This is a genomic window from Pedobacter chinensis, from assembly GCF_003339865.1.
GTDB lineage: Bacteria > Bacteroidota > Bacteroidia > Sphingobacteriales > Sphingobacteriaceae > Pedobacter > Pedobacter chinensis.
In genome coordinates this window covers 218,222-244,641 of record NZ_QPKV01000007.1, presented here as the reverse complement: position 1 = coordinate 244,641, position 26,420 = coordinate 218,222, and the positions used below count along the sequence as shown (strand labels likewise).

The following is a 26,420-nucleotide window of genomic DNA, read 5'->3' as shown; positions in this document are numbered from 1 at the left end:
GGACTAAAGTAACAAATTTTAAATGAAGATATTTTGAAGTCTATGTAAAGATTTTATAGCGCTTCTGCTACAACAAAGGTACTGCCGCCGATAAATACCAGATCATTTATTCCGGCTGATTTAATCGCATTTTCTTTGGCCATTGCAACTGTTGGAAAGCTGTTGCCCTGCAGTTGATAATCGGCAGCCTGTGCTTTGAGTTCGCTTGCATCCAACGCTCTTTCCAGATCAGGCTTGCAGAAATAATAGATCGCATTTTTGGGCATCATGGAAAGTACGCCGGAGATATCCTTATCCTTAACCATTCCAAAAACAACATGTAAATTTTCAAAAGGAGTTTGACTGATATTTTTAACTACCTCTGCAATTCCAGCTTCATTATGGCCTGTATCACAAATAACCAATGGATTTTTACCTAAGGTTTGCCAGCGTCCCTGCAATCCGGTAAGTTTTTTAACCTGTTTTAAACCGTTAAAAATACTTTGATCTGAGACCTTAAATTTTGTTTGCCCATTTAGTATTGCTAATGATTCTAAAACTGTTAAAATGTTCTTATGCTGATAAACACCGGTTAAATCGCAGATAAGATTTTTGTATTTGATCTGATGATTTTGATAAACAGATAGAGATAATCTGGTGTTTTTGATTTTAAAATCCTTTGCAATTAAAACATCATCAGCAAATACTATCGGAGCATCCATTTCTTTAGCTTTACGAAGGAAGACAGACGCCGATTTTTCCTGAGTTTCTCCAATAATCACCGGTATTTTCTTCTTAATAATTCCAGCCTTCTCTCCTGCAATTTCTTCAATTGTATTGCCCAGCATGTTGGTATGGTCCATGCTAATATTTGTAATCACTGAAATTTCAGGCTTAATGATATTGGTAGAATCCAATCTTCCACCTAAACCCACTTCAATTACGGCAACGTCAACTTCATGTTTGGCAAAATGATCAAAAGCTAAAGCCACAGTCACTTCAAAAAATGAAGGTTCAATACGTTCAATTAATTTTTGTTGATTTTTTACGAAAGCAATCACTTCCGTTTTACTGATCATTTTACCGTTGATGCGAATGCGTTCACGAAAATCTTTTAAATGAGGAGAAGTATATAAACCAGTTTTATAACCCTGAGCTTGTAATACGGCTGCCAGCATGTGCGAAGTAGAACCTTTTCCATTCGTGCCCGCAACATGAATGGTTTTAAATTTTTGCTGAGGATTATCAAGTGCCTTACAAAATATGATGGTATTTGTTAAGTCTTTTTTAAAAGCAGCAGCACCCACACGCGTAAACATCGGGAGTTTGCTGTATAAATAATCTAGCGTTTGCTGGAAGTTCACAACTTTGATAGGTATGAAATGAATTAGGTAAAGTTATGCTTATTTTACTTTAAAGTTAAATACCACAACTCCGGTTTGGTTATCACCGCCAACATCAGTTCTGCTTAAAGAAGAATTCAAAACAGCCTGAATACATTTGTTAACTAATTCGGTATCGGTAATGGTAGATCCTTTTAATTCCTGATTTGCTCTTGTAATATCACCTGCTTTGTTGAAATAAATCCTGATGGCAATTTTTCCTGTTTTCTGACCATCATCTTTAGGGATAACGAGATTTGAAAAACGTCTTAACTCAATTGGTTTATTCCCAAAACCCGAACCACCTTCTCCATAATTATTCGCCAGAGGATCACCATTGATTGAGCCTTGATTACCTGGTGTATCTCCTGTACCGTCGCCCTTACCCTGACCATCATTTTTTTTACCTTTATATAAGGCATTTTGGTTAATTGCGGGTTGTGCCGGCTTATCTTCAGTTACCTGGGTAGGTGTGTTTGTTGTTGCTTTTGTCGACTTAGTATTAACGGCAATAGCATCTTCGGTATTTTGAGTTTGAATTTCCTTATCGCTGCTTTGGGTAGTGGTTACAGGCGTTACTTTTTGCTCAGGTGTTACCTTATCAGGTGCTTTTCCATTTGCATTCGGATCAGCAGATGGTTCTTCAATACTGGTATAGTCATCGCCCATACCTTCTGCGGCTGTTCCGTAGTTTACAACCATACCACCCATACCAAGATCTTCTGGTGGCTGGAAAGAACCAATCACGATAAAAAAGCTAATTAATAATAGAAAACCCATTATCCCGGTTGAGATGGCTATTGCCTTCGGATAATTGTTTTCTTCGTTATTTATATTTTGCGCTCTATAGTTCATTATTTTTTAGGCTCAACAGCAACAACAAGCTTTAATTTTAACTTATTTGCAATATCATTTACAACGAAACCATCCTGATAAGTAACATTGCGAGATACATACAGCAGAATTGTCATATCTGGTGCCAATTTCTGATAGGCCTCCAATGTGGGTTGTAATTGCTCAATCGTTACTGGTTTTTTATCAACGAAATATTTTAAGTTTTCGTCTATGGTTACGGTAACTGCTTTTTTAGCGGTAGATTGCTGGCCGCTTGATGATTGAGGCAATAAAAGTTTAACCACTGTAGGATTTACTACCGCAGATGCCAATAAGAAAAACAGCATCAGGAAGAACATAATATCGTTCAACGCTGAAGTATGTACTTCTACCGACCCTTTTGTTCTTTTGCGTAAATTCATTATTTGCCTGGCTCCTCTAATAAATCAATAAAATCAATTGCATCGGTTTCCATTTTAAGGATTATTTTTTCTACCATCATATTTAAAATATGATAAAGAACATAAGCAATAATACCGATAATTAATCCAGTGGCTGAAGTGATCATTTTGGTATATAAACCTCCGGAAATAGTTCCGATTTCAATAGCACCTTTAATGGATACCTGGTGGAAAATGGTAATTACCCCCACAATGGTACCCACGAAACCAAGCATTGGTGCAATACCTGCAACAATGCCTAAAATACTAATATTTTTCTCCAGCTTAGAAACTTCTAATTTTCCAACATTTTCAATAGCGCCTTCTATTTCCTTTATCGGTCTGCCGATACGTTTTAGTCCTTTTTGCAGCATGCGGCTAAGTGGGGAACTATTGTTTCTTAAAAGCGACATTGCGCCATCCAGATTACCCGATTGAATGTAAGATCTGATTTGTCCCATCAGGTTAGATTCATCTTTTGTTGCTTTTTTAATGGTTAAATAACGTTCAACAAAAATAACCAGTGCTAAGAATGCCAGAAAAGCCAATGGAATCATTACCCATCCTCCTTTAAAAAGAAGATCGATGAAATGCAATTCCGGCTCTGGTTGAGTTAATGCCTGGTTAACCGCATTAGCTGTATCTTGAAGTGCTTGTTGGGTGTCCTGAATTAATAAAGTTATCATTATTATGGTGTGTTGTTAATTTGTTGTACGTAAAATCCTTTTCCTTTTAATTTTTTTTGCAAAATATCTTTCTGCTCTTCCGCTTCTTGTTGGGTATTGAATGAACCAATACTAATGTTTTGACGTTTACCAGGCATCTTGACAATTTTAGCTGTTATGCCTACATTTTTAACCGCTTTAATATATCTTTCAGCGCCCTGTACAGTTTCATATGAAGCTGCTATTACATCAAATGTAACTGTTCCTGATTTTTTAATAGTGCTTCTGGTATTTTCCTGATCGATATTGGGTTTAACAACCAAGGGTTTTTTAACCGAATCAACCTGAGTTGAAACCTGATTGGCTTTTAATATACTGTCGGTTTTTGCAATTGAATCTTGTTTTGCCTTTGCAGTGTCTATTTCAGTTTTTGGAGAATCCACCAGTGTTGGAGGGAGTGGGTTTGGCTCAGCTTCCCGGTTAAAAAGCTCAGGTTTCACAAAATAAAGAATCCCACCAATTACAAGTAGAATAAAAATGATGGTCAACACTTTCGGCCAAACAGATTTATGATCTTCTCCCGGTACATTCTCGGCTATAGGATCATGACCAAATCTATTTGGATGTTCAGCATGTTGCTCTTTAATAAATTCGGGAGCTTCAATTATTGGCTCATCCACTTTGACATTATCTTCTAAATGAATGTAGGTTTTAGGCTCTTCTGATTCTGGTGTATGACCAAAACGGTTAGGATGTTCTTCATGCTGTTCTACTACAGATTCAGGAACTTCTACTTCATGATCCGTTAAGGCTTTTACTGCTGCTTCATCTTCTGGTGTATGACCAAAACGATCAGGGTGTTCAGCATGTTGTTCCTTGATAAATTCAGGTGCTTCTATAATCTCTTCCGCAGGTTTTTCAGTATGTTTTAAAGTGTTTTTCAAATCATCCTGAACTTCATCCAGTTCTATGGTTTCGATAACCGGGTGTTGCTGTTCCTGCGCTTCTGGCTGAACAGGAGTTACAGGTGCCTCCGCAATTTCATCGTAAACTTCCTCTTCTTCAGCTGTTATATCTTTTGGTTCTTCAATAACCGTTTCAGGTAAAGCAGGAAGCCCGTAAAATTCAGAACCGTAATTAATGTTTTTTGCAGCTTCGAAACTTAAACCTTCATGTTCAGTAAAAAATAATCTTCCTAGATTCTCTAAATCAGCTTCGTGTTCAACTTCAAGCTTTTGTGTTATCTCATTAACAAACTGGGCAATATAATAGTCAGCACTTTCAGAAGATATATTTCTTTTTGATGAAATATAGCTAGCCAACGCATCATCAATTTTCACTTCGGAAGTAAATTGTAAAGCATAACCCGGGGGCAAAAACGATTGTTTTTCCTTATCGTATCTACCCGGAAATTTCTTTTTATAGAAGGTTCCCAAGCCGGTAATACCAACTTCTTTGCGTTGTTGCAAGAGTTCTAAAAGGTATGATAAGATATCCATTCCGGTAAAATTAAGCGTTTTTTCTAAACCTACGCAATAATTAATTTAATGTGTTTAAAAAGAATAGGTTAGTCCGCCAAATATATTAAATCCATTAACCTGATAATATAAGTACCTGCTATAATTTGAATTTAAGATATTATTTGCTTTTGCAAAAACTGAGAATTTATTGTTGATTCTATAATCGGCACCAACACTTAAATCAACAAAACCTTTAACCGTAACAATCGATTCTATATTCGGATTCGGGATTACATATTCCAATGGGTTTACCGGTTGCGCAACATTAACTTTTGCTTTTACATCATCCTGAATCACTATGCCAGCATTGAAGCTTAATTTTTTATTGTAGGTATAAAGGAAGTTTGAACTTACTTTCAATCCTGGTTTAAACCAGGTATAAGTTTCGGATGCGGGTTTCCAGTCATCAACATTTAGTTTGCCAGTCCATTTTAATGCATCACTTACCTGAACAGAAATTTCGCCTTCCAGACCTGTTAATTTTGTTTTACCAAAATCATAAATAACATCAAATTTATTAAAATCATCGAAGTTGTTAATGAATAATGGCATATCATCAAACTGCTTGATGTAAACACGGGCCTTGTAACCGAAGCCTGGTCCGCCAGTACCTTTGATTCCAGCGCTAATGCTTAGTTTTTCTACTGTGTTTTTAACCAGAATGTTGTTGTTTAACCAAGGATTTTCATCTGTAAAGCTTTTTAATGAATTTCTGTTCACATCTCCTTTAATTTCTCCAAAAACCTGTAAATAATCAGGAATCAATGTAAAATCTGCAGTAACGGCAGGGAAAATTTTTGAACTGCTATAGGCTCCAAATTCTTGTACAAAGTTTATCCCAGCGGTAACTTTTGCTCCTTTAACCTGTAAGCGGATGTAAGGATTTAAACGCAATAAGTTATTACCAACACTGGTTAAAGCATCTTTTGTATTACCAAACTCAGTTGATGCGGCTAATCCTAAATTAAATGAACTGATGCGTTTATTCAAATAACCGTTAAGGCTAAAGTAATTTTCTTTAGCACTGAATTTATCATTCCAGATGTATCCGTTAGCTTTTAAGGCATAGCTTAAAGCATCTTCATCTTCTGTAAAGTTTTTTACCAGTTCGCCTTCTAATTCAATAAAGGTTAGTGCCTGCTTTTCAGGGTTTGGATTTAAAGCCAGATTATCAGGATCAATGCCATAGAAATAAGTACCATTACGTTCTAAATTAATACGACCACTAACAGTGTTTTCTTCTAAAATACTACGTCCAAAAACGCTTAACTGTTGGTTACTGCTATTTTGTTTATTCAGTTTACCTTCCTGACTGAAATGTTTAAAATAACCGCCAATTTGTAAGCCTTCATCTTTTCCGGTATTAAAATAAGCTTCGCCCAACAGTGTGGCCAGCGAACCAAAAGCACCTTTAACGTAATTGTTAACCAGGATACTCTCTTTCTCATCAGCAAGTGCTTGTGCCTGCAGCTTTTGAATATCGCTATTCAGCTCAAGTTTCCGGTCGATGATGCTGTAATTAAGTTTAGCTTTATATGTTTTTACATCGTCTAAATTCGGGCTTCTTCTCAATTTTACTGCTTCCGCTAAAATTGGTTTGTAGGGACGAACAACTTCAATTTCTTCGTTAACTACCGCTTTTTCTTCAGGTTTTTTATCCTGTGCCTGAACAGTCGTTAATCCTGCAGCTAAAAAAAACAGTGAACTATATATATATTTAATCGACTTCATAATTCTACTTCTTCTGGTTTAGTTTTTCTAGTTTCTGTTTGGCTGTTGGAATAATGTCATCCTTGCCTTCGTAATTATCAATTATGCTTAGAAGTGTGCTTTTTGCCTGTAAGTTGTCTTTCAATGCAACATAATTATCTGATAAAAGGATAAATGCTTTTGCTACCCAATAATCATGTGATGCCATGTTATTAATAATATCAAAACATGTTTTGGTTGATGTTTTAAAGTCTCCTTTATTGTATTCTACCAATGCCAAATTGTATTTAGCTTCCGCTGCTGCTGCTGTTTTAGTTTTAGCCACTACATTTTTGAATTCTTTTACAGCAGTTGTGGTATCGCCTTTAAGTAAATATGCTTTACCTGCAAATAAACCGGAACTGTTTTTTTCTTCTTCTGATGCTTTTTCTGATTCCCGTGTCAGCTGTGCATATTTCAGCATATCATCTGGCATATTTAAAGCGGTGTACGCCTTTAGCAAATTATTAATGGCAAAACTGTAGTGTGCTTTATAATCTGTAGTGGTTTCCAGCCTTTTCAGGTAAACAATGGCCTCGTTATATTTTTTCTGATTAAGAAATAATTGTGAAATGCTTAACAACGAACGCTCAGTATAGTCACTTGTCCAGTCATTTAAAATAAATTCATAATCCGGAATGGCTTCGTCCGGGCGTTTAAGTTTTACCAAAGATTCAGCTCTGATGAATTTAGCTTCTTTTTCATGAATGGCTTTTGGAAATTTATCGAAATAAGCATTAATTGCCTGGAATGCTCCGTTGGCATCACCTTTCATATAAAGGTTATTTGCTGCTGCAAAAACGATATTATCCTGTTCAGCATTTGAGTAATTTCCAAGCGGGGTGGAATTAGCATAATTGATAAATCCATTTGCATCACCACGATCAACATAGATGTTTTTAATTGACTCCAATGCTTGCTTTGCTTCATCAGCCGCAGGATAGTCGCGGATTACTTTTTTGAACGATTCTAGGGCGGCATCGTCCTGATCCTGGTTGTATTGTACCAGACCAATAGTGATTAAGGCTTTAGGAACATAGCTGCTGTGAGGATATTTTGCAACTAAATCAACTAAATCAGACTTGGATTTATCAAAATTACCTTTAGTGAAATAGGTATAAGCAGTTTCGAAACCAGCATCATCAGCATAATTAGAATTAGGAAATTTGGATAACAAGCTTTGCATAGTGGCAATTTTAGCATCATGCTGATTTTCCAAACCCTGAATCATACCTTTCTGGAAGGTTGCATAATCTTCTGAACTGGTATGCCTGTTAATGATTTTGTTATAATTGGTCATTGCATTTCCGTAAGTCTTATTTACGAAATAAGAATCGGCCAGACGAATGGTTGCATCATCAATGGTTTTCTGATCTTTATCATTTCCATCAAGAAATTTCTCGAAATAATTTGCTGCCTTACTGTATTTTTCATCCTCAAAAGCTGCATAGGCCAAAGCATAGTTGGCGAAATTGTAAACACCCGTTTTATCAGCATCGGGCATTTTTAAGAATTTCTCGAACGTGGAAACAGCTTCTCCATACTTTCGCAATTCATACATTGATTCTGCTTTCCAATATGTGCTTAAGGCATGTATCTCATTATCTTCAGGAAATTTTTCTGAACGTAAAAACATTGAAAGTGCATTTGGGAAAGCCCTTTCGTTATAAAATTCAAGACCTCTGAAATAAGTTACTTTTTGATACGCTTCCTTAGCCTCTAAAGTTTTATCGGGAATAGATTCTAATATATCAACTGCAGCCTGGTAGTTCTTTGTGGTTAATAAAACTTCGCCCAATAAGGTTTTTGCTTCATTAATTTTCCTGGATTTTGGAAACTGTTTTAAAAACCCCTGGGTGGCATCTAAAGCTTGCTGATGGAATTCCAATTCATAACTCAATTTGGCATAATTTAACCATGCCTCTTCCTGAATGGCTTTATCGAAATCTAAACGCGAAGCTCTAAAAAATGCACTTTGCGCTTTTTGCTTATTGCCTAACTGGATAAATGCTTTACCCAAAGTATGCATGCCATTTTGAAGATAAATATCATCGTTATTTAACTTTTCTAATACTGCTACTGATTCTTTGTACTTCTTGTTTTGGAATAAAGAATAGCCGTATTGATAAATAAATAAGTTGTTTTTGGTTTCACTTTTGTCTTTTGCATAAAATTCAGCAAAATATTTCTCTGCATTTTTAAAGTCAGATTTTGCAAAATATGAAGCTGCAACCAGGCTTAACATTTCAGGTTCGAATTGTTGCTTTGTTTTTGCAATGGATTCTAACGCATAGCTGATTACATCATCATAGCGCTCATCCAAATAGTACATCGAGGTAATGTAATACGGATAACTTGCTTCATAAGTAGGGGAGCCTTTTAATTTCTCGAAATTAGCAAGTGCCGTTTTATACTCCTTATTTAAATAGTTAATGTAAGCAAAGTAATAGGTTGCACTTTCCTGAAAAGCGCCTTCATCTTTCTTAACCTGTTCAAATAATGGTTCGGCTTTATCGTAATTTTTTAATTCGAAATAGGCATATCCTTGCTTAAACTGATATTCATTACGCTGTTTACCAGAAAGCGTGGAAGGATCGGTTTTTTCAAACCATTCTAATGCTTTATTATAGTTTTTTTGGTTGAAGTAGGTTCTGCCTACGTAAAAATAGGCAAGTTTGGTGTTTGGATTTAATGGATAATCGCGAATAAAGGCTTGAAATAAACTTTCTGCATCACTATTGGTTAGTTCCAGTGCACATACAGCAGCATAGAATTTTGCATTCTCTTTTAGCAGAGATAATTCAGCGTTGCTTTCAGTTTGTGTAGAAGGTTTATATCGTTGCTGCTCAACAAGTTTAAACTGTTGTGCAGCTGCAGTATATTTTTCTTTATCTAATAATTCTAAACCCGTTTGATAGTTTTTATTGAGGTTTTGCACGGCGCTAACTTGTGCGTATGTGCTAAAACTTCCTGCCAAAAGTAGCGGAATTAATAAGTATTTTTTTTGCATCGGTTTCAAATATGGTTGGTACTAAATTAGAAATAGTAACAATGTTTATCAACAGAAGTAATTAACATCTGTTAATAACACAATTAAACGAAAGGTTTTTTGAATTGGTATGAGAGAGATTAGAATGTGGAAAAATGTTCTGGTTCATTCGTTCATCGGTAGATTTATCTGGCAACCGAAATGGTGGATATGGTTTACTCGTTCATTTGTCATTAGTTCATTGGTGCCGCCACCTTCCGGAATAGCAATCTTGATCGATGTTCATTTTGTAGAGGGGTAATTGTTTAAATCGGTTAATGTTTGTGGAGTAATTACCATAATCGTTATAATGATCAATGAACTAAACTGGTTTTTGCAATATAGACTAATGAATGATCAGACTGAAGACTCACGACTGTAGACTCCCAACTCCGAACTAAATCTATCCCTGGCTTGCCAATAAATAAAGTACCGCCATTCTAACGGCAACTCCATTTTCCACCTGTTCCAGAATGATGGATTGTTTGCTGTCTGCAACATCGCTGGTAATCTCCACACCGCGATTGATGGGGCCAGGATGCATGACTACAATCTCTTTATCGAGGTTATCTAAGATTTGTTTGTTTAACCCGTACATCATCGCATACTCCCTTAATGATGGAAAGTATTTAATGTCCTGACGTTCAAGCTGAATGCGAAGCATATTGGCTACATCACACCAGTTCAGTGCTTTAATCAGGTTATGCTCAACTTTTACTCCAAGTTGATGAATGTGTTTGGGAATTAAGGTGGTCGGACCACAAACCATCACTTCTGCACCTAAGCGTTGTAAACAAAGGATGTTTGATATGGCCACACGGGAGTGTAAAATATCTCCAACTATAACTACTTTTTTGCCTCCAACATCACCTAATTTTTGTCGGATGGAGAAAGCATCAAGTAAAGCCTGAGTGGGGTGCTCATGTGCACCATCACCAGCATTTACAATTTGTGCTTTCACATGTTTGCTCAAAAACTGACCAGCACCTGCGTAGGGATGGCGCATTACCACCATATCAACTTTCATAGACAGGATGTTGTTAACCGTATCGATTAAAGTTTCTCCTTTGCTCACTGAAGATGAAGAGGCAGCAAAATTTACCACATCAGCAGAAAGCCTTTTTTCAGCAAGTTCAAATGAAAGTTTTGTTCGGGTAGAGTTTTCGAAAAATATATTGGCAATGGTAATGTCACGAAGTGACGGAACCCTTTTAATTGGCCGGTTAATTACTTCCTTGAAATTATCTGCAGTTTCGAAAATCAATTCGATATCATTCCGGTTAATATCTTTAATGCCTAAAAGATGTCGGGTTGATAGTTTGTCTGCTGCCATTTTTTATGTTATTGTTTTTCCGATAATAAAATCACTTTGTCTTCACTTCCTTCACTCGTCCAGGTTACTTTAACTTGTTGTGAGTTTAAGCTATCTACCTGATGCCCAATGTAATCGGGTTCGATAGGTAAATGCCTGCTAAACCTGCGGTCAATCAACACTAAAAGTTCTACTTTTTCAGGGCGGCCATAAGCGAGCAAAGCATCGAGTGCTGCCCTGATGGTTCTCCCTGTCCAAAGCACATCATCAATTAAGATAACTTTTTTACCTTCTATAATAAAATCAATTGAATTACTACTTGCAGTAACCAAGCCATCTTTACGACGGAAATCATCTCTAAAGAAAGTAATATCGAGGTTGCCCTTTAAAATTTTCTTGTTTTTAAGGATGGTTTGAAGTTCCTGATGGATACGATCGGCTAAAAAAACACCTCTTGGCTGGATACCAATAAGAACTGTATTTGCGAAATCGTCGTGGTTTTCAATTAACTGATGGCAAAGCCTCTTAATTGTAATCTGAATTTTTTGTCCGTCAAAGATTGTTTTCTTTTGCATTGAAGAAGGATTGGGCAAATATAGAAAAATGTTTCAAGGTAGGAAAGTTGATTTTGAAAAAGTTCCTTATAGCCAGATATCGTTTTCTGCAGTAAGTATGATGGGTTTATCGCCCGTGATCATGATGGTATGTTCATGCTGCGCAACGAAGCCACCTTTATTTCCTGTTAATGTCCAGCCATCTTCTTCTGTTTCGGCAATGCTCGATGCTGTCGAAATAAATGTTTCCACTGCTACTGTTGTATTTTTCCTGAACCTGTCATGGTTATATCTATCGTAGAAGTTGGCTATTTCGTGAGGTGCCTCATGTAAGCCTCTTCCAACACCATGGCCAGTAAGATTTTTGATTACGCGATAACCTGATTTTCTGGCTTCGGTTTCGATGAGTCTTCCGATTTCCGCAATGCGAACACCACCCTTTATATTATTTATCGCTTTTTTAAGAATGGATTTTGAAGCATTGACTAAAGAATCATAGTGATACAAATCGTTACCCAATACAAAAGACCCACCATTGTCTGACCAAAATCCATTCAGTTCGGCCGAAACATCAATGTTAACTAAATCGCCTTCTTTAAGTATTTTCTTTTCATTTGGAATACCATGTGCAATTTCATTGTTAATGCTAATGCAAGTCCAACCAGGAAAATTATACGTTAATCGGGGAGCGGATTTGGCGCCAAAATCTTTCAATATCACACCGCCAAAATCATCAAGCTGCCTGGTTGATATACCGGGTTTGGCAAAGTTGCGCATTTCTTTAAGTGTGATTGCAACAGCTTTACTTACTTGCTGCATGCCGACTAATTCTTCTTCAGTTGTGATTGACATGGTATGAAATTTAATGCGAAAATAGTGTTATTGGATAATAAAGTAATAAAAACCCTAACTTTATGACAGTTATGTCGCAAAATCCTGTTATTTTTTTTGATGGTGTTTGTAATCTTTGCAATGCATCGGTTCAATTTGCAATTGAACATGATAAGAAGAATATTTTTAAGTTTGCTGCTTTACAAGGAAACCATGCTAAAAGTATTTTGCCCAGCCTCGGCATTGATTTAAATAAAATCGAATCAATTGTTCTGGTTGAAAATAATAAACTTTATACCAGATCATCTGCCGCTTTAAGGATAGCAAAACATTTAAATGGCTTTTGGCCATTGCTTTATGGTTTGATTATCATTCCTAAGTTTATCAGAGATTGGTTTTACGATATCATCGCCAAAAACCGCTATAAATGGTGGGGTAAGCAGGAGAGTTGCTGGGTGCCAACGCCAGAGTTAAAGCAAAAATTTTATAATTAGTTTTGCTTTTTTTGGTCTTGATTATGGCGTGGTTTCCAAAGCCAAAGTGATAAAATTACCAGGGGAATAGCAATACTCAATGCAATTACAATAAATATGCTTCGCTGCTTTACAATATCTGTTTCATTGGTAATAAAAATATTAATGGTTTCTTTTAAGGCAAACAATGTGATGAGGGTACAAATGACCGCAAGTATTTTACGCATGATTTAAATTTGAAACAAAGATTGCATAAATTTTCAAAAGCGCTTCAAATGAAATCAAAAAAGTCAGCAGGATTGCTCCAAACTGACTTGAATCTAACCAGTATAAATACTATTCTGCCGTTTTAACCGACACTAAATCTTTTAGTTCTTCTTCTGAAAAAAGACGGTAATGGATTTTGAATGTTTTATGCAGGGGTGTTTCCAAAGAAAAGCCGCCAACACCAAAACCATCTGACACATCTAAAGTAAAGTGAGCGGATTTCCAGTATTCGTAAAGATCTCTGTCTACCCAAAATTCACAACCTTCAACTTCTCCTAAACAAACATCATTCATCCGGAGATAATAACCACCCTTTTCAAAGCATTGAGGTTGTGTACCTTCGCAACACCCGCCAGCCTGGTAAAACATCAGCTCTCCGTGCTTTTCTTTCAAAATTGCAATGAGTTGTTTTGCTTCATCTGTACTGTCAATTCTGCTGATCATAAGTTAGGATTTAGAATTATTTGTATATAAACCTCAGCTGAAATATTGATTCAACCGAGGTATTTAAAACAATCAACGAGGACGAACTTATTTTGTTTCAATTACTTTCTTTAAAAGAATCCTAGTTTATTCTTATCATAAGAAATCAACATGTTTTTAGTTTGACGATAATGGCCCAACATCATCTTATGATTCTCCCTGCCAATGCCCGATTGTTTGTAACCACCAAACGGAGCGCCCGCAGGATAAGAATGGTATTGGTTTACCCAAACGCGTCCGGCTTTGATTGCCCTTGGAACTTGATAAAGCTCATGCGCATCTCTGGTCCAAACACCGGCACCTAAACCATAAAGTGTGTCGTTTGCAATATCAATGGCTTCTTCAACAGTTTTAAATGTAGTAACAGCGAGTACTGGTCCGAAAATTTCTTCCTGAAAGATTCTCATTTTATTGTGCCCTTTAAAAATGGTAGGCTTAATGTAATAACCGCTTCCAAGTTCGCCAGCCAATTCATTTACTTCTCCACCTGTTAAAACTTCTGCACCTTCTTCTTTACCTAACTTAATGTACTGAGCTATTTTTTCAAATTGGATCTTCGAGGCCTGGGCACCCATCATTACTGTCCTGTCCAGAGGGCTTCCAACCTTAATCGCTTCTGTTCTTGCAACAACCTTGGCAATGAATTTATCATAGATGTCTTCTTGTACTAACAACCGCGAAGGACAAGTGCAGATTTCTCCCTGGTTCAATGCAAACATTACAGCACCTTCTACTGCTTTATCTAAAAAGGCATCGTCTTCATTCATTACAGAACTAAAGAAAATATTTGGAGATTTTCCACCTAATTCCAATGTAACCGGGATAATATTTTCAGTTGCATACTGCATAACCAATCTTCCGGTAGGTGTAGAGCCTGTAAAAGCGGCTTTCGAAATTTTAGGATTGGTAACTAATGCACGTCCAAGTTCTGCACCAAAACCGTTCACTATGTTTACAACCCCAGGTGGCAATAAATCGCCGATTAATTCCATTAATATCATAATGGAAACAGGTGTGCTTTCAGCGGGCTTTAAAACCACGCAGTTACCCGCTGCCAGGGCAGGAGCCAGTTTCCAAATGCCCATTAATAGTGGAAAATTCCAGGGAATAATTTGTGCGACAACACCAATTGGCTCGTGTACGATCAAGGACACTGTGTTCGAATCCAGTTCAGAAAGCGAACCTTCCTCTGCCCTGATCACGCCCGCAAAATACCTGAAATGGTCAATTCCAAGGGGTAAATCTGCAGCCAGGGTTTCTCTGACAGCTTTTCCGTTATCAATGGTTTCAACAGTTGCAAGATACTCTAAATGATCTTCCATGCGTTGTGCAATCTTGTTTAAAATGACGCTCCTTTCTGTTGATGAAGTTTTACTCCAGGTTTTGAAGGCTTCGTGTGCAGCATCTACAGCGAGTTCTAAATCTTCTTTAGTGGAATGTGCTGCCTTTGTAAATACTTTTCCATCAATTGGTGATATATTATCGAAATAGTTTCCTTTTACGGGCGGTACAAACTTTCCTCCGATATAATTATCATAATGTGGTTTGAATGATGGTTTTTCTATTAAATTTCCCATAATTATTATTGATTTTTAAGGTTTAAAAACATCATGAGCTTTAAGATGGTATCTTGGAATTGCTCATCATGATTTTAAGTAATAAGATTTGGTTACTACAAACCTAATGGCAAAGTTGCTTGAACAGATAGGATAATTGCCTCAAATGGTAGCATTATTGTTTCAGCGTATGTAACCTTATCGAAATACTTTTATATTTGATTATCAGTAATTCTCTCTAACCAAAATCTTTATTGTTATGACACATACATTGGACCAGGTGAGTTTAAGTAAAGCGAAAAACCTGCAAACGCTAGTAGAAAACAGAACTTCGTATACTTTGGAGCGTTGTGAATTAAATGTTTTTGAAACCTATACTGAATCTTATAAAGTTCCACTTACTTTTAATGATTTTGTCATTACCAGTATGTTACGTGGCAAAAAAGTAATGCATCTTTTCGATAAAAAAGGGTTTGATTATTTTCCCGGCCAAAGTGTTATTGTTCCTCCTTCTGTTACCATGAAAATTGATTTCCCCGAGGCTACAAATGTTAACCCAACACAGTGTATTGCATTGGCGATTGATCAGGAACAAATCAAAAAAACAATTGCTTATTTGAATGAATTTTTTCCAAAAGAAGGAAGTAACGAAAAATGGTTGCTTAATTATGATGAATACCATTTTTACAATAATGAAGAAATTGCTTATCTGATCAATAAAGTAATCAGAATTTGTTCAGAAAGATCAAAAGAAAAGGATGTACTGGCAGATTTAACTTTAAAAGAACTTTTGGTTAGAATTATGCAGACGCAAAATCTAAAAACAATTACAGATGATGCTTATAACCTTAATCAAAATCCTCTGGCTTTTGTGTTGAATTATATTAAAACAAATTTAAATGAGAAAATTAACATCAATAGTTTGAGTGATAAAGCCTGCATGAGCAAGGCTACTTTTTACCGGTTGTTTAAACGGGAACTGGGGATCAGCCCTAATGATTTTATCTTAACTGAAAAAATAAACAAAGCTAAAATACTGCTTTCGCAACCAAGCGTCAAAGTTGCGTCAATCAGCTATGAACTGGGCTTTAGTGATGCCAATTATTTCATCAGAACTTTTAAGAAAATTGTTGGCATAACGCCTGGGGCTTATCAAATGCAGGTTTTAAGAAATCTGATTCACTAGTTAATTAATTTTTATAATTTTCGAGGTATCTTTTTGAATAACTGATTCCCATTAAATCATATCGTTTAAATTGTGCTTTCAACCGGTTTTGAAAATCGATATAGTTGCGTTTTTCTTTCTGACTCCATAAAATTTCGCTCAAGGCATCTAATCTTGGAAATAGCATATATTCAACCTTGGCGGGGTTTGTGATATATTCACTCCATAAACAACCTTGTCCACCCCAAATATATTTTGCTTGTTCAGCATTCAATTCTGCAGGAATTGGTTCATAGTTGTATACATCAAGAAGGGTAGATGGTTTGCCCGCAGTCAAGCTGTCTTCTTTAACAAATTGAGCATGATTAAAATAAACTTTATCTTCAGGAGTCATAATGGCCATATGGTTTTGTTTTGCAGCTTCAATGCCTCCTTTTTCTCCCTGCCAACTCATTACAACTGCATTTGGGGCCAAACCTCCTTGTAAAATTTCGTTCCAGCCGATGATGGTTTTGCCTTTGCTGTTTACAAATTTCTCAATCCTTCTGATAAAATAACTTTGCAGTTCACTTTCAGTTTTAATTCCGTTGGCTTTCATGATTTGCTGAGAAACGGGAGATTGTTTCCACCAAACTTTTGCGGCTTCATCGCCTCCAATATGAATATATTTTGATGGAAATAAAGCCATCACTTCGGTTAAAACATCTTCCAGGAATCTGAAAGTAGTATCAGTAGGCTGAAGTACGTTGTTGAATTTATTGAATATTCCCCAACTTTGTGCCACCTGGTATTTTTTGTTAGGTTCGGTTCCAAACTCGGGATAAGCTGCAAGTGCTGCCATGCTGTGTGCTGGCATTTCAATTTCAGGAATGATGGTGATGTAGCGCTGGGCAGCATAATCAACCACTTCTTTAATTTGTTCTTGTGTATAATAGCCGCCGTAGCGAATGCCATCGGTTTTAATCACTGCATCTTTTGGAGTGATCTTTATTTCTGTAGGTAAAACCTGGTAACGGATATTTTCATTGCCTTGGCCAGGAAAAAGGCCAATAATGCTTCCATCACGCCAGGAGCCTATTTCAGTAAGTTTCGGGTATTTTTTGATTTCTATTCTCCATCCATGATCATCGGTTAAATGCCAATGGAAATAATTCATTTTATGAAGTGCCAGATAGTCAATGTATTGCTTTATAAAGGCTACATCAAAAAAATGGCGGCTTACATCCAGGTGCATTCCGCGGTAATTGAAACGAGGGTAATCGATGATATTAACGGCAGGTATTGCTAAGGAACTTGTTTTAGATGAAGGAAATAGTTGAACTAATGTTTGAATGCCGTAAAAGATTCCTGGCCTGGAAGTGCCGATAATTGAAATACCATTCTCTAAAGTTGTCAGGGTATATGCGTTATCAAACTCACTAACTCTTGTGTTTAAAATTAGACTAATAAAATTTTTAGGTTGAGCAATGGTTGTTATGTTGAGCTTTAAATCAAAATACTTCTGAAGGTAATCGTTCAAAAAACTGGCTGAGTTTCTCAGGGAATCGTTTTCAATTACAATCTGTGTGTTAGCATCAATTGTAAATGGTTTTTTGGTGCTTTCCACCTTTAAGTATGCTGGCTGAGGAATGATACTCACTTCCTGTGCAAATAGATTGAGGGTTATGAAAGTTAGAAACAAAAAGATAACATTTCTCATGAAGGGCAGGGTTTTGATTTATTCAAAAGTAGTAAAAAAAACCTCTCCCTATGAAAGTTGGTGCTTAGGCTGATTGCTGCTAATCCCTCTCCTTGAAGAGAGGGAAGTGAAAGAACTGTGGTTTGAAATCAGGGTTTAACTGAACATACCGTCATTTGCGGGTATTTGGGGACTTAAAACAATGGCACTTACGGGTTCAGCTTATGTGGAAATACGGATCACGTAGACTGAGGTGCTCTTAAGTGTCTTCAGGTGGTTTATTTCTTTGGTACGTAGACAATGAAAAGGCAGGGGGATTTATTCAAAAGTAGTAAAAAAAACCTCTCCCTATGAAAGTTGGTGCTTAGGCCAATTGCTGCTAATCCCTCTCCTTGAAGAGAGGGAAGTGAAAGAACTGTGGTTTGAAATCAGGGTTTAACTTGACATGCCGTCATTTGCGGGTGTGTGAGAACTTAAAACAATGGCACTTACGGGTTCAGCTTATGTGGAAATACGGATCACGTAGACTGAGGTGTTCTTAAGTGTCTCAGGTGGTTTATTGCTTTGGTACGTCGGCAATGAAAAGGAGGCAGGGTTTTAATTTATTCAAAAGTAGTAAAAACCTCTCCCTATGAAAGTTGGTGCTTAGGCTGATTGCTGCTAATCCCTCTCCTTGAAGAGAGGGACGTGAAAGAACTGTGGTTTGAAATCAGGGTTTAACTGAACATACCGTCATTTGCGGGTATTTGGGGGCTTAAAACATGGTATTTACCGGTTCAGCGTTGAAGTTTTGCCATGTGGAAATATAGATCAGCTGAAGTGTTCTTAAGTGTCCTTAAAGTAATTATTACTTTTTTGGTTAAGCGTACTTTCTGAATCTCTCTCTTCGAGGAGAGGAATGCACTGAAATGACAAAAACTTCTAACTTTAACAGGGAGAGGTTCCATAAAAAAAGCTCCCGATGAAAATCGGGAGCTTTAAAATTTATCAGTTAAAAAGAACTAGCCTTTTTTAGCTTTGCTTTCTTCGCCTTCTAATTGCGATTTCAATTGAGCCAATACATCTAAGTCTCCTAAAGTAGATTTCTCTACAGAATCTTTAACTTTTTTAACCGCAGTTACAGCAGCTTTAGCTTCTTTTTTCTTAGTTGCTCTTTCTTCAGCAACAGCTTCAGCTTTAACCTCTTCCCAAATGCGGGCGTGAGATACTACGATACGTTTAGCTTCTTTGTTGAATTCAATGATTTTGAAATCATTGGTTTCTTCAGCTTTAAGCGTAGAACCATCTTCTTTAACCATGTGTTTAGTTGGTACGAAACCTTCTACACCGTATGGTAAAGCAATAACAGCACCTTTATCAGTTACTTTAACAACAGTACCTTGGTGAACTGAATCTAAAGTGAAGATCGTTTCAAAAGTATCCCAAGGGTTTTCTTCTAATTGTTTGTGACCTAAGCTTAATTTGCGGTTATCAACATCAAGTTCTAAAACAACTACATCTAATACATCACCAACTTTAGTAAATTCATTAGGGTGGTTGATTTTTTTAGACCATGATAAGTCTGAAATGTGGATTAAACCATCAATACCTTCTTCGATTTCAACAAATACACCGAAATTAGTCATGTTTTTAACCGTTGCTTTATGCTTGCTTCCTACCGGAAATTTAGCAGCAACTTCTTGCCATGGGTCGTTAGATAATTGTTTAATACCTAAGCTCATTTTGCGCTCGTCTCTATCTAAAGTTAAAACTTCAGCCTCGATCTCATCACCAACTTTTAAGAATTCTTGTGGGTTTCTTAAGTTTTGTGACCAGCTCATTTCAGAAACGTGGATTAAACCTTCAACACCTGGAATGATTTCTAAGAAAGCACCATAATCTGCAACAGTTACGATTTTTCCTTTTACTTTAGAACCAACCTGGATGTCAGCACTTAAATTCTCCCAAGGGTGTGGAGTTAATTGTTTTAAACCTAAAGCGATACGTTTTTTCTCATCATCGAAATCTAAAACAACTACGTTGATTTTTTCATCTAATGATAATACTTCTTTTGGATGCTCTATGCGGCCCCAAGAAATATCAGTAATGTGAAGTAAACCATCAACACCACCTAAATCGATGAACACACCGAAATCAGTAATATTTTTAACAGTACCTTCCAATACCTGACCTTTTTCTAATTTAGAAACGATCTCTACTTTTTGGCTTTCTAAATCATCTTCAATTAACACTTTATGAGAAACTACAACGTTTTTAAACTCATGGTTAATTTTAACAACTTTGAATTCCATTGTTTTACCCACGTATACATCGTAATCGCGGATAGGTTTGATATCAATTTGAGATCCTGGTAAGAAAGCTTCAACGCCCATGATATCAACAATTAAACCACCTTTAGTACGGCTCTTAACGAAACCGTTGATGATTCTATCATTTTCAAGAGCCTCGTTAATAGCTTCCCATGATCTTTGGGTTTTAGCTCTTTTGCGAGAAAGGATCAATTGACCGTTAGCATCTTCTGGTGCTTCAACGAAAACGTCAACTGAATCGCCAACTTTAAGATCTGGTGTATCACGGAATTCTGAAGTAGAAACTAAACCGTCTGATTTGAAACCTACGTTTAATACTACATCTTTGTTGTTAATTGAAACAACAGTACCGCTGATAATCTCACCTTTAGTGATCTGGTTAAATGTTCCGGCATACATATCTTCAAACTTTTTACGGTCTGCATCATTGTAATTACCGAAAACTTTTTCATCTGCATCCCAATCGAAATCTTCCGTTGGTGTTGCTAATGATGACTTGATCGATTCGATCGAAACTGAATCAGCTTCTGATTCAATAGTTTCTTTTTCAGTCAGGCGTCCGCCTTCTCCCTGAAGTTCAGCTGTTTTTGCTGCTAATTCTTTTTCTGCTACTTGTTTTTTAGCCATTAATTAATTGTCTCCTTTTTTCCCTATTTAGGGACTGCAAAGGTAAAACTTTTTTTAATTATAGAAAAGATTTTTTTAATAAATGTTGCTGATTTTTAGCTTATTAAGATTTTATCCTTCATCATGCTAAATTTATTTCAACATCTAAATCTTAAATCGAAAATCATTGGAGTAGGTTTTCCTAATGATTTGAAAATGAGCGTTCAGTATTTCTTTGGATAGATCAGTCCCGTTATCCGCTATAGCCCCGATGAAAAATCGGGGGCTGCCGCTGCTCCCGGGTTTAGAATGAATGGGTCTATGCACAAAACCCACCAAACTATTTAACACGATCGACATGCTGACCTGTAGCGAAGCGGAAAGCTACGAAGTAAATGCATTTTACAAGTTTAAACCCATCAAACGTTCCTACGGAACGAAACACAAACGAACGTTTATTTTTCTGCCCATGATCCGTCCCGATGGGACGAAACCGATAAGGAGATTTATAAATTGTTTTGTAGGGTGTGTATAGAACTTATTAAGATTAGCGACTTCTAATGGTCATTTATATGATCGTCCTGTTTAACACGGTCATCATGCTGACCTGTAGCGAAGCGGAAAGCCACCAAGTAAATGCATTTTACAAGTAGGGTTAATGTTTTCAACAGTCTTGTAGCTACTTCGTGGTCAGCATCTTTTTTGTTGGTTTAGAAGATGATTTGTTTAAACCCATCAAACGTTCCTACGGAACGAAACGCAAATGAACGTTTATTTTTCTGCCCATGATCCGTCCCGATGGGACGAAACCGATAAGGAGATTTATAAATTGTTTTGTAGGATGTGTATAGAACTTATTAAGATTAGCGACTTCTAATGGTCATTTATATGATCGTCCTGTTTAACACGGTCATTATGCTGACCTGTAGCGAAGCGGAAAGCCACCAAGTAAATGCATTTTACAAGTAGGGTTAATGTTTTCAACAGTCTTGTAGCTACTTCGTGGTCAGCATCTTTTTTGCTTGGGTTTAATGAATGGTTATTCCGTTTAAACCCATCAAACGTTCCTACGGAACGAAACATAAACGAACGTTTATTTTTCTACCCATGATCCGTCCCGATGGGACGAAACCGATAAGGAGATTTATAAATTGTTTTGTAGGGTGGGTATAGAACTTATTAAGATTAGCGACTTCTAATGGTCATTTATATGATCGTCCTGTTTAACACGGTAATCATGCTGACCTGTAGCGAAGCGGAAAGCCACCAAGTAAATGCATTTTACAAGTAGGGTTAATGTTTTCAACAGTCTTGTAGCTACTTCGTGGTCAGCATCTTTTTTGCTTGGGTTTAATGAACGGTTATTCCGTTTAAACCCATCAAACGTTCTTACGGAACGAAACACAAACGAACGTTTATTTTTCTACCCATGATCCGTCCCGATGGGACGAAACCAATAATAAATTTAAATCGTTCCGTAGGAACGAATCATGGGTAGAAAAAAATGATTGTTATTTCGTTCCGTAGGAACGTTTGGTGTCTGGTTAAGATGTGCCTTTATTTTTTTGTAAAAACACCTCTGGTAAATCCTTCTCCAACCAGCGTATTCTCATCCCTAATTAATAATAAGATCATATTTTGCTGATCATACAGTTTAATCATATCGCCTTCGATAACATATTTGGCAGTAAAAGTAGAATCGGTATAAGTGTCTTTTACAATAACTGAGTCGTTGGTGCCAAAATCAAAAGTTTGATATTGCGTTTCACTATCACTTACAAAAGTTCCAGAAACCGTTTTTTTCTGAATAAAAGTAATGAAGCAAAAATAAATCACAATCAATACGATGATGGCTGAAATGCCAATTAAAATCTTGTTTTGATTAGAATATTTAAAAATGAAATAAAGAATGGTACCCATTACCAAAGCAACTACTGCAAAAAAGATAATATTTGAATAATCTTTTGAAATTTTTGGAACCTCTACCGAAACAGCAGACTTTTGTTGAACAGGTTTTGTGACCGAAGCAATTTTAACAAGGAAATCCTTACTTACCCATCCTTCGCCATTGGTAACCTTAACTTTGAAGTATTTTGCATTTGTAGAATCAAGAACTGCAACATTTTCATTCTGTGGAATAAAACCAATAATCTTACTCTTTGGGTCGCTGGTTTCTCTTACTCTTAATTTATCGGCAGTTACACGATATAAGTCTTGTGCACTCAAATGTTTAGAGAAAATAAAAAGAGCAATTAGTAAGAAGAAAATTCTAGCCATAATTTTGGGATTCTGCAAGTGATTTAATATAGGGTTGCAACAACGCTAGGAGCAAACATCGTGCTAAGAGCTCCAAAATTATAAAATACTTTTAAATACAATTGAGCAAGATTGAAAAAAGAGCCCCGATGTGATTCAATGCATTCTCAAATCTGGCTCAACAATATTGGTATAAGGATACAGCTCCCAAATGTAAAAGAATCCATTTTTTGTATTGATATTGTTTTTTCAATGTGTTCTTAAACAAAATTTCTTATTTCCGTTTCAATTCTGTTTTAGTGTCATCTGTATCAACTTTCTCAACATTTAACCAGAAGCTACTACTACCAAAATAAGTAACTTAATGAAGAGTAAAATGATAAATGATATTAATTTATAATTGCGTTTACATCATCTATAGTAAAAGGGGTTGAGATTATTCTTTAAGGATTTTATCTAATACCTTATTCAGCTTTGTCTGGTCTTTTGTGTAAGGCGCTAAATCGAAAAGTTTAACGGTTTTAAATTCAATCGGATGGCTTTCACTTTGTAAAGAAATATAGCCGGATTTCAGGGGGGTGCCATCAATCTTAACCTTTGGGTCGTAATTGGATACACTTCCACCGCCAATTTGTGGTTTAGTATATTCTAAAACCACTTCTCCGGCAATAATGTGTTTAATCACAGAATCGCCAAGCACTAAAAACTCTGCTGTTACCCATTGATCGCCAGCATAAGTTTTCGATTTCGAATCCAAGCAGTGCGGTGTAAATAGTTTTCCATTATAGTTAATCAACGTTCCAGGTGTGCAAACGTTGCTGGTGTGACGTTCATGTTCACCATCTCCACCGAGAATTTGTGCCTCTACAGAAATTGGAAAATCCTGGTTTTTCAACATCGTAGCAGGATCCTGACAATGTAACATTGCTCCACTATTTCTGGTTGCCCAACCTTCGCCACCTTTTGCCTGCTCGCCAACAAAACGATAGGTAACTTTTAATAAATAAGAAGAGAAGGGCTTTTTGTAAAAGATGTGGCCATATTGTTGATCAAATTCCTGGTAGCCATCATAACTTACCTTCATTACACCGTTTTCTACTCTAAAAGTATTGGCATAATTATCTTTATAATCGTGTTTGGATATTTTTACATTCCAATCTTTTAAATCTTTTCCATTGAAAAGGTTAATCCAGCCTTTTTGAGCGCAGGCATTAAAGGAAACAAACGCAGTGAATAAAAGCAGTAGGGCAATAGGTTTTAATTTCATAATCGCTTAATGGTTAGCAGCTAAAAATATGAAATTAAAATCAACTGAATAAATTAAATATTATTGAGGAAGCAATGGTTCCACTTTTTCCATTGCAAAATCCAATTGCTCTTTCTGGGTTAAATCGGTATTATCTAAAATAATGGCATCTTCGGCTCTAATCAGCGGACTTTCTTTTCTCGTGGTGTCAGCATAGTCACGGTGCGCCAGATTTTCGAAAACCTCTTCTAACGTAATTTCATTATTGCCTTTAGATTCCAATTCCTTAAATCTACGTTCAGCCCTAATTTTAGGATCTGCGGTCATAAAAAATTTTAAAGGAGCATCAGGAAAAACTGTTGTGCCAATATCACGACCATCCATTACAATGTTTTTCGATTTACCCATGCGTTGCTGTTGTTTAACCATTTCGTGGCGCACAATTTTATGGGCAGAAACCTCACTTACATTTTCAGAAACTGGCATCAGGCGAATTTCATCTGATACTTCTTCGCCGTTTAATGTGATGTGAGATTCATAATCGCGGGAATGAAAATTTAATTCGATATCCTGTAATGCATTAGTAACTTTTTCATCATTGGAAATGTCAACGTGATTTCTTAAAAAATAAAGTGTAACGGCCCGGTACATTGCCCCGCTATCAACGTAAATAAAACCTAATTTTTTAGCTAATGCTTTTGCTAAAGTGCTTTTTCCGCAGGATGAATAGCCATCAATAGCTATAACCAAGTTCTTTCTCATTCTGCTACAAAGGTAAAAAAAGCGAATCGACTTGCTAACTTTTTTTAAACTACTATTCTTTATACTTTTGTGACATGTTACCCACCAGAGAAGAAATTTTAAAATCAGTTACTTTCAAAACTTCCAGAAGTGGAGGGAAGGGTGGACAGAATGTAAATAAGGTTTCAAGCAAAGTGGAGTTGATTTTTGATTTGGAAAATGCTTTGTTTTTTAAGGATGATGAGAAAAGCCTGTTAAGATCAAAACTCGAGAACCGCTTAGACTCAGAAGGATTACTACATATTGTATCTCAGGAGGACCGTAGCCAAATTTTAAATAAAGAAAAGACCATTGCTAAACTTATTGATTTATTAAAACGATCTCTTCATGTTCAAAAAAAACGGAAGCCAACTAAAGTGCCAAAAGCGGTTATCGAGAAGAGGTTAAAAAATAAATCGGTTCTTTCAGAACGGAAAGAATTCCGTAGGAAACCAAGTTTGGAATAAGAACCAGCGTTCGTTTTTAAAATTGACAAACCCCCAAAAGCCCATTAGAAATAAATCAATGATAAATTGTAAAGCTTGCAGCACAGAAGTAACTTCAAAATATTGTCCTAACTGTGGACAACCATCTTTACTTAAAAGAATCGACGGACATTACATCGCTCACGAAATTGAACACGTATTGCATTTTGATAAGGGCATTCTGTACACCATCAGAGAGCTATTAATCAGGCCTGGGAGCAATATCAGGCGTTTTATTTTAGAAGATAGAAGTAGGTTAGTTAAACCTGTGATTTTTATTATTGTAACCTCATTGATTTATACAATTGTATCTCATTTTTTCCATATAGATAGCATAGTAACTTACGATTTGCCTCATCAATCAACATCTGGCAAAATTTATAAATGGACAGAAGACCATCTTGGTTATTCAAATATGATCATGGGCGCTTTTATAGCATTATGGATCAAACTATTCTTTCGGAAAAATAAGTATAACTATTTTGAAATTATAATATTATTATGTTTCGTTATGGGAATGGGAATGCTGATATTTACGCTATTTGCAATTCTTGAGGGTGTTACACATTTTGACTTTAAGAAAATTTCAGCAATAGTTTCAATAGGGTATTGTGTTTGGGGTATCGGTCAATTTTTCGATAGCAAAAAATTCATGAGTTATGTAAAAGCATTTTTTTCTTACATTATTGGAATGACAACATACTCTGTTTTGGCTCTTGCAATCGGAAGTTTAATCGATTTAATATTTAGAAACTGAAAATAAGGTAATCATGATTGCAATAAGTGTTCATCTATTTGCCTGTAATCATCTTAGCAATTAGA

Annotated in this window: 22 protein-coding genes; 4 read left to right on the top strand and 18 right to left on the bottom strand. The window is 36.3% G+C overall.

The window, feature by feature from the left end; genetic code table 11:
- Positions 1–53 precede the first annotated feature (53 nt).
- The 10 genes from DU508_RS17800 to map all read right to left on the bottom strand — a co-directional run bounded on the left by DU508_RS17800 (position 54) and on the right by map (position 12,315).
- Entirely contained in the window at positions 54–1,343 is a 1,290-nt protein-coding gene (locus DU508_RS17800; protein ID WP_233509665.1) for a bifunctional folylpolyglutamate synthase/dihydrofolate synthase, read from the bottom strand.
- 39 nt (positions 1,344–1,382) lie between these two features.
- The gene (locus DU508_RS17795) at positions 1,383–2,216 is read right to left on the bottom strand and encodes an energy transducer TonB (protein WP_115404114.1); all 834 of its coding nucleotides are present in this window, start codon (positions 2,214–2,216) and stop codon (positions 1,383–1,385) included.
- Positions 2,216–2,617, bottom strand: a complete 402-nt coding sequence (locus DU508_RS17790; RefSeq protein ID WP_115404113.1) for an ExbD/TolR family protein — start codon at positions 2,615–2,617, stop codon at positions 2,216–2,218. Before DU508_RS17790 ends, DU508_RS17795 begins: the two co-directional genes overlap by 1 nt.
- Positions 2,617–3,321 carry a MotA/TolQ/ExbB proton channel family protein gene (locus tag DU508_RS17785; RefSeq protein WP_115404112.1) on the bottom strand — a complete coding sequence of 235 codons (705 nt, stop codon included), beginning with the start codon at positions 3,319–3,321 and terminating at the stop codon, positions 2,617–2,619. The genes DU508_RS17790 and DU508_RS17785 overlap by 1 nt, the downstream gene beginning before the upstream one ends.
- 2 nt (positions 3,322–3,323) lie before the next feature.
- Positions 3,324–4,799, bottom strand: a complete 1,476-nt coding sequence (locus tag DU508_RS17780; RefSeq protein ID WP_115404111.1) for an HU domain-containing protein — start codon at positions 4,797–4,799, stop codon at positions 3,324–3,326.
- A gap of 54 nt (positions 4,800–4,853) precedes the next feature.
- Positions 4,854–6,551: a porin family protein gene (locus DU508_RS17775; RefSeq protein ID WP_115404110.1), complete on the bottom strand. Its 1,698-nt coding sequence runs from the start codon at positions 6,549–6,551 to the stop codon at positions 4,854–4,856.
- 4 nt (positions 6,552–6,555) lie between these two features.
- Positions 6,556–9,579: a tetratricopeptide repeat protein gene (locus DU508_RS17770; protein ID WP_115404109.1), complete on the bottom strand. Its 3,024-nt coding sequence runs from the start codon at positions 9,577–9,579 to the stop codon at positions 6,556–6,558.
- A 421-nt stretch (positions 9,580–10,000) separates the two neighbouring features.
- Entirely contained in the window at positions 10,001–10,930 is a 930-nt protein-coding gene (locus tag DU508_RS17765; RefSeq protein WP_115404108.1) for an aspartate carbamoyltransferase catalytic subunit, read from the bottom strand.
- Positions 10,931–10,938: 8 nt separating this feature from the next.
- Entirely contained in the window at positions 10,939–11,484 is a 546-nt protein-coding gene (gene pyrR, locus DU508_RS17760; RefSeq protein WP_115404107.1) for a bifunctional pyr operon transcriptional regulator/uracil phosphoribosyltransferase PyrR, read from the bottom strand.
- Between the two features lie 66 nt (positions 11,485–11,550).
- Complete coding sequence (gene map / locus DU508_RS17755; protein WP_115404106.1) at positions 11,551–12,315, bottom strand: type I methionyl aminopeptidase; 765 nt, start codon at positions 12,313–12,315, stop codon at positions 11,551–11,553.
- A gap of 62 nt (positions 12,316–12,377) precedes the next feature.
- Between map and DU508_RS17750 the strand changes: the two genes are divergently transcribed.
- A complete protein-coding gene (locus tag DU508_RS17750) occupies positions 12,378–12,788 on the top strand; it encodes a thiol-disulfide oxidoreductase DCC family protein (RefSeq protein WP_115404105.1) in 411 nt (136 codons plus the stop codon).
- Here DU508_RS17750 and DU508_RS17745 read toward each other — a convergent pair.
- From DU508_RS17745 to DU508_RS17735, 3 genes are all read right to left on the bottom strand, one after another.
- On the bottom strand, positions 12,785–12,994 hold the full coding sequence (locus DU508_RS17745; protein ID WP_115404104.1) for a hypothetical protein: 210 nt from the start codon (positions 12,992–12,994) through the stop codon (positions 12,785–12,787). The two genes, DU508_RS17750 and DU508_RS17745, sit on opposite strands and share 4 nt — an antisense overlap.
- Before the next feature lie 109 nt (positions 12,995–13,103).
- Positions 13,104–13,478 carry a DUF779 domain-containing protein gene (locus DU508_RS17740; protein ID WP_115404103.1) on the bottom strand — a complete coding sequence of 125 codons (375 nt, stop codon included), beginning with the start codon at positions 13,476–13,478 and terminating at the stop codon, positions 13,104–13,106.
- A gap of 110 nt (positions 13,479–13,588) precedes the next feature.
- Positions 13,589–15,094, bottom strand: coding sequence for an aldehyde dehydrogenase family protein (locus DU508_RS17735; protein WP_115404102.1), 1,506 nt, complete (start codon positions 15,092–15,094; stop codon positions 13,589–13,591).
- 238 nt (positions 15,095–15,332) lie between these two features.
- Between DU508_RS17735 and DU508_RS17730 the strand changes: the two genes are divergently transcribed.
- Positions 15,333–16,259: an AraC family transcriptional regulator gene (locus DU508_RS17730; protein WP_115404101.1), complete on the top strand. Its 927-nt coding sequence runs from the start codon at positions 15,333–15,335 to the stop codon at positions 16,257–16,259.
- A 4-nt stretch (positions 16,260–16,263) separates the two neighbouring features.
- On the opposite strand, the gene DU508_RS17725 is transcribed toward DU508_RS17730, so the two are convergent.
- From DU508_RS17725 to cmk, 5 genes are all read right to left on the bottom strand, one after another.
- The gene (locus tag DU508_RS17725) at positions 16,264–17,937 is read right to left on the bottom strand and encodes a beta-N-acetylhexosaminidase (RefSeq protein ID WP_115404100.1); all 1,674 of its coding nucleotides are present in this window, start codon (positions 17,935–17,937) and stop codon (positions 16,264–16,266) included.
- A gap of 980 nt (positions 17,938–18,917) precedes the next feature.
- Positions 18,918–20,852, bottom strand: coding sequence for a 30S ribosomal protein S1 (rpsA, locus tag DU508_RS17720; protein WP_115404099.1), 1,935 nt, complete (start codon positions 20,850–20,852; stop codon positions 18,918–18,920).
- A gap of 1,536 nt (positions 20,853–22,388) precedes the next feature.
- Positions 22,389–23,108 carry an SH3 domain-containing protein gene (locus tag DU508_RS17710; RefSeq protein WP_147273658.1) on the bottom strand — a complete coding sequence of 240 codons (720 nt, stop codon included), beginning with the start codon at positions 23,106–23,108 and terminating at the stop codon, positions 22,389–22,391.
- Between the two features lie 415 nt (positions 23,109–23,523).
- Entirely contained in the window at positions 23,524–24,354 is an 831-nt protein-coding gene (locus DU508_RS17705) for a 3-keto-disaccharide hydrolase (RefSeq protein ID WP_115404096.1), read from the bottom strand.
- A 60-nt stretch (positions 24,355–24,414) separates the two neighbouring features.
- A complete protein-coding gene (gene cmk, locus DU508_RS17700; RefSeq protein WP_115404095.1) occupies positions 24,415–25,095 on the bottom strand; it encodes a (d)CMP kinase in 681 nt (226 codons plus the stop codon).
- A 74-nt stretch (positions 25,096–25,169) separates the two neighbouring features.
- Here cmk and arfB point away from each other — a divergent pair, with 74 nt between their 5' ends.
- Positions 25,170–25,580, top strand: coding sequence for an alternative ribosome rescue aminoacyl-tRNA hydrolase ArfB (gene arfB, locus DU508_RS17695; protein ID WP_115404094.1), 411 nt, complete (start codon positions 25,170–25,172; stop codon positions 25,578–25,580).
- 58 nt (positions 25,581–25,638) lie between these two features.
- The gene (locus tag DU508_RS17690) at positions 25,639–26,355 is read left to right on the top strand and encodes a DUF3667 domain-containing protein (RefSeq protein ID WP_233509664.1); all 717 of its coding nucleotides are present in this window, start codon (positions 25,639–25,641) and stop codon (positions 26,353–26,355) included.
- The last annotated feature ends 65 nt before the right edge of the window (positions 26,356–26,420 follow it).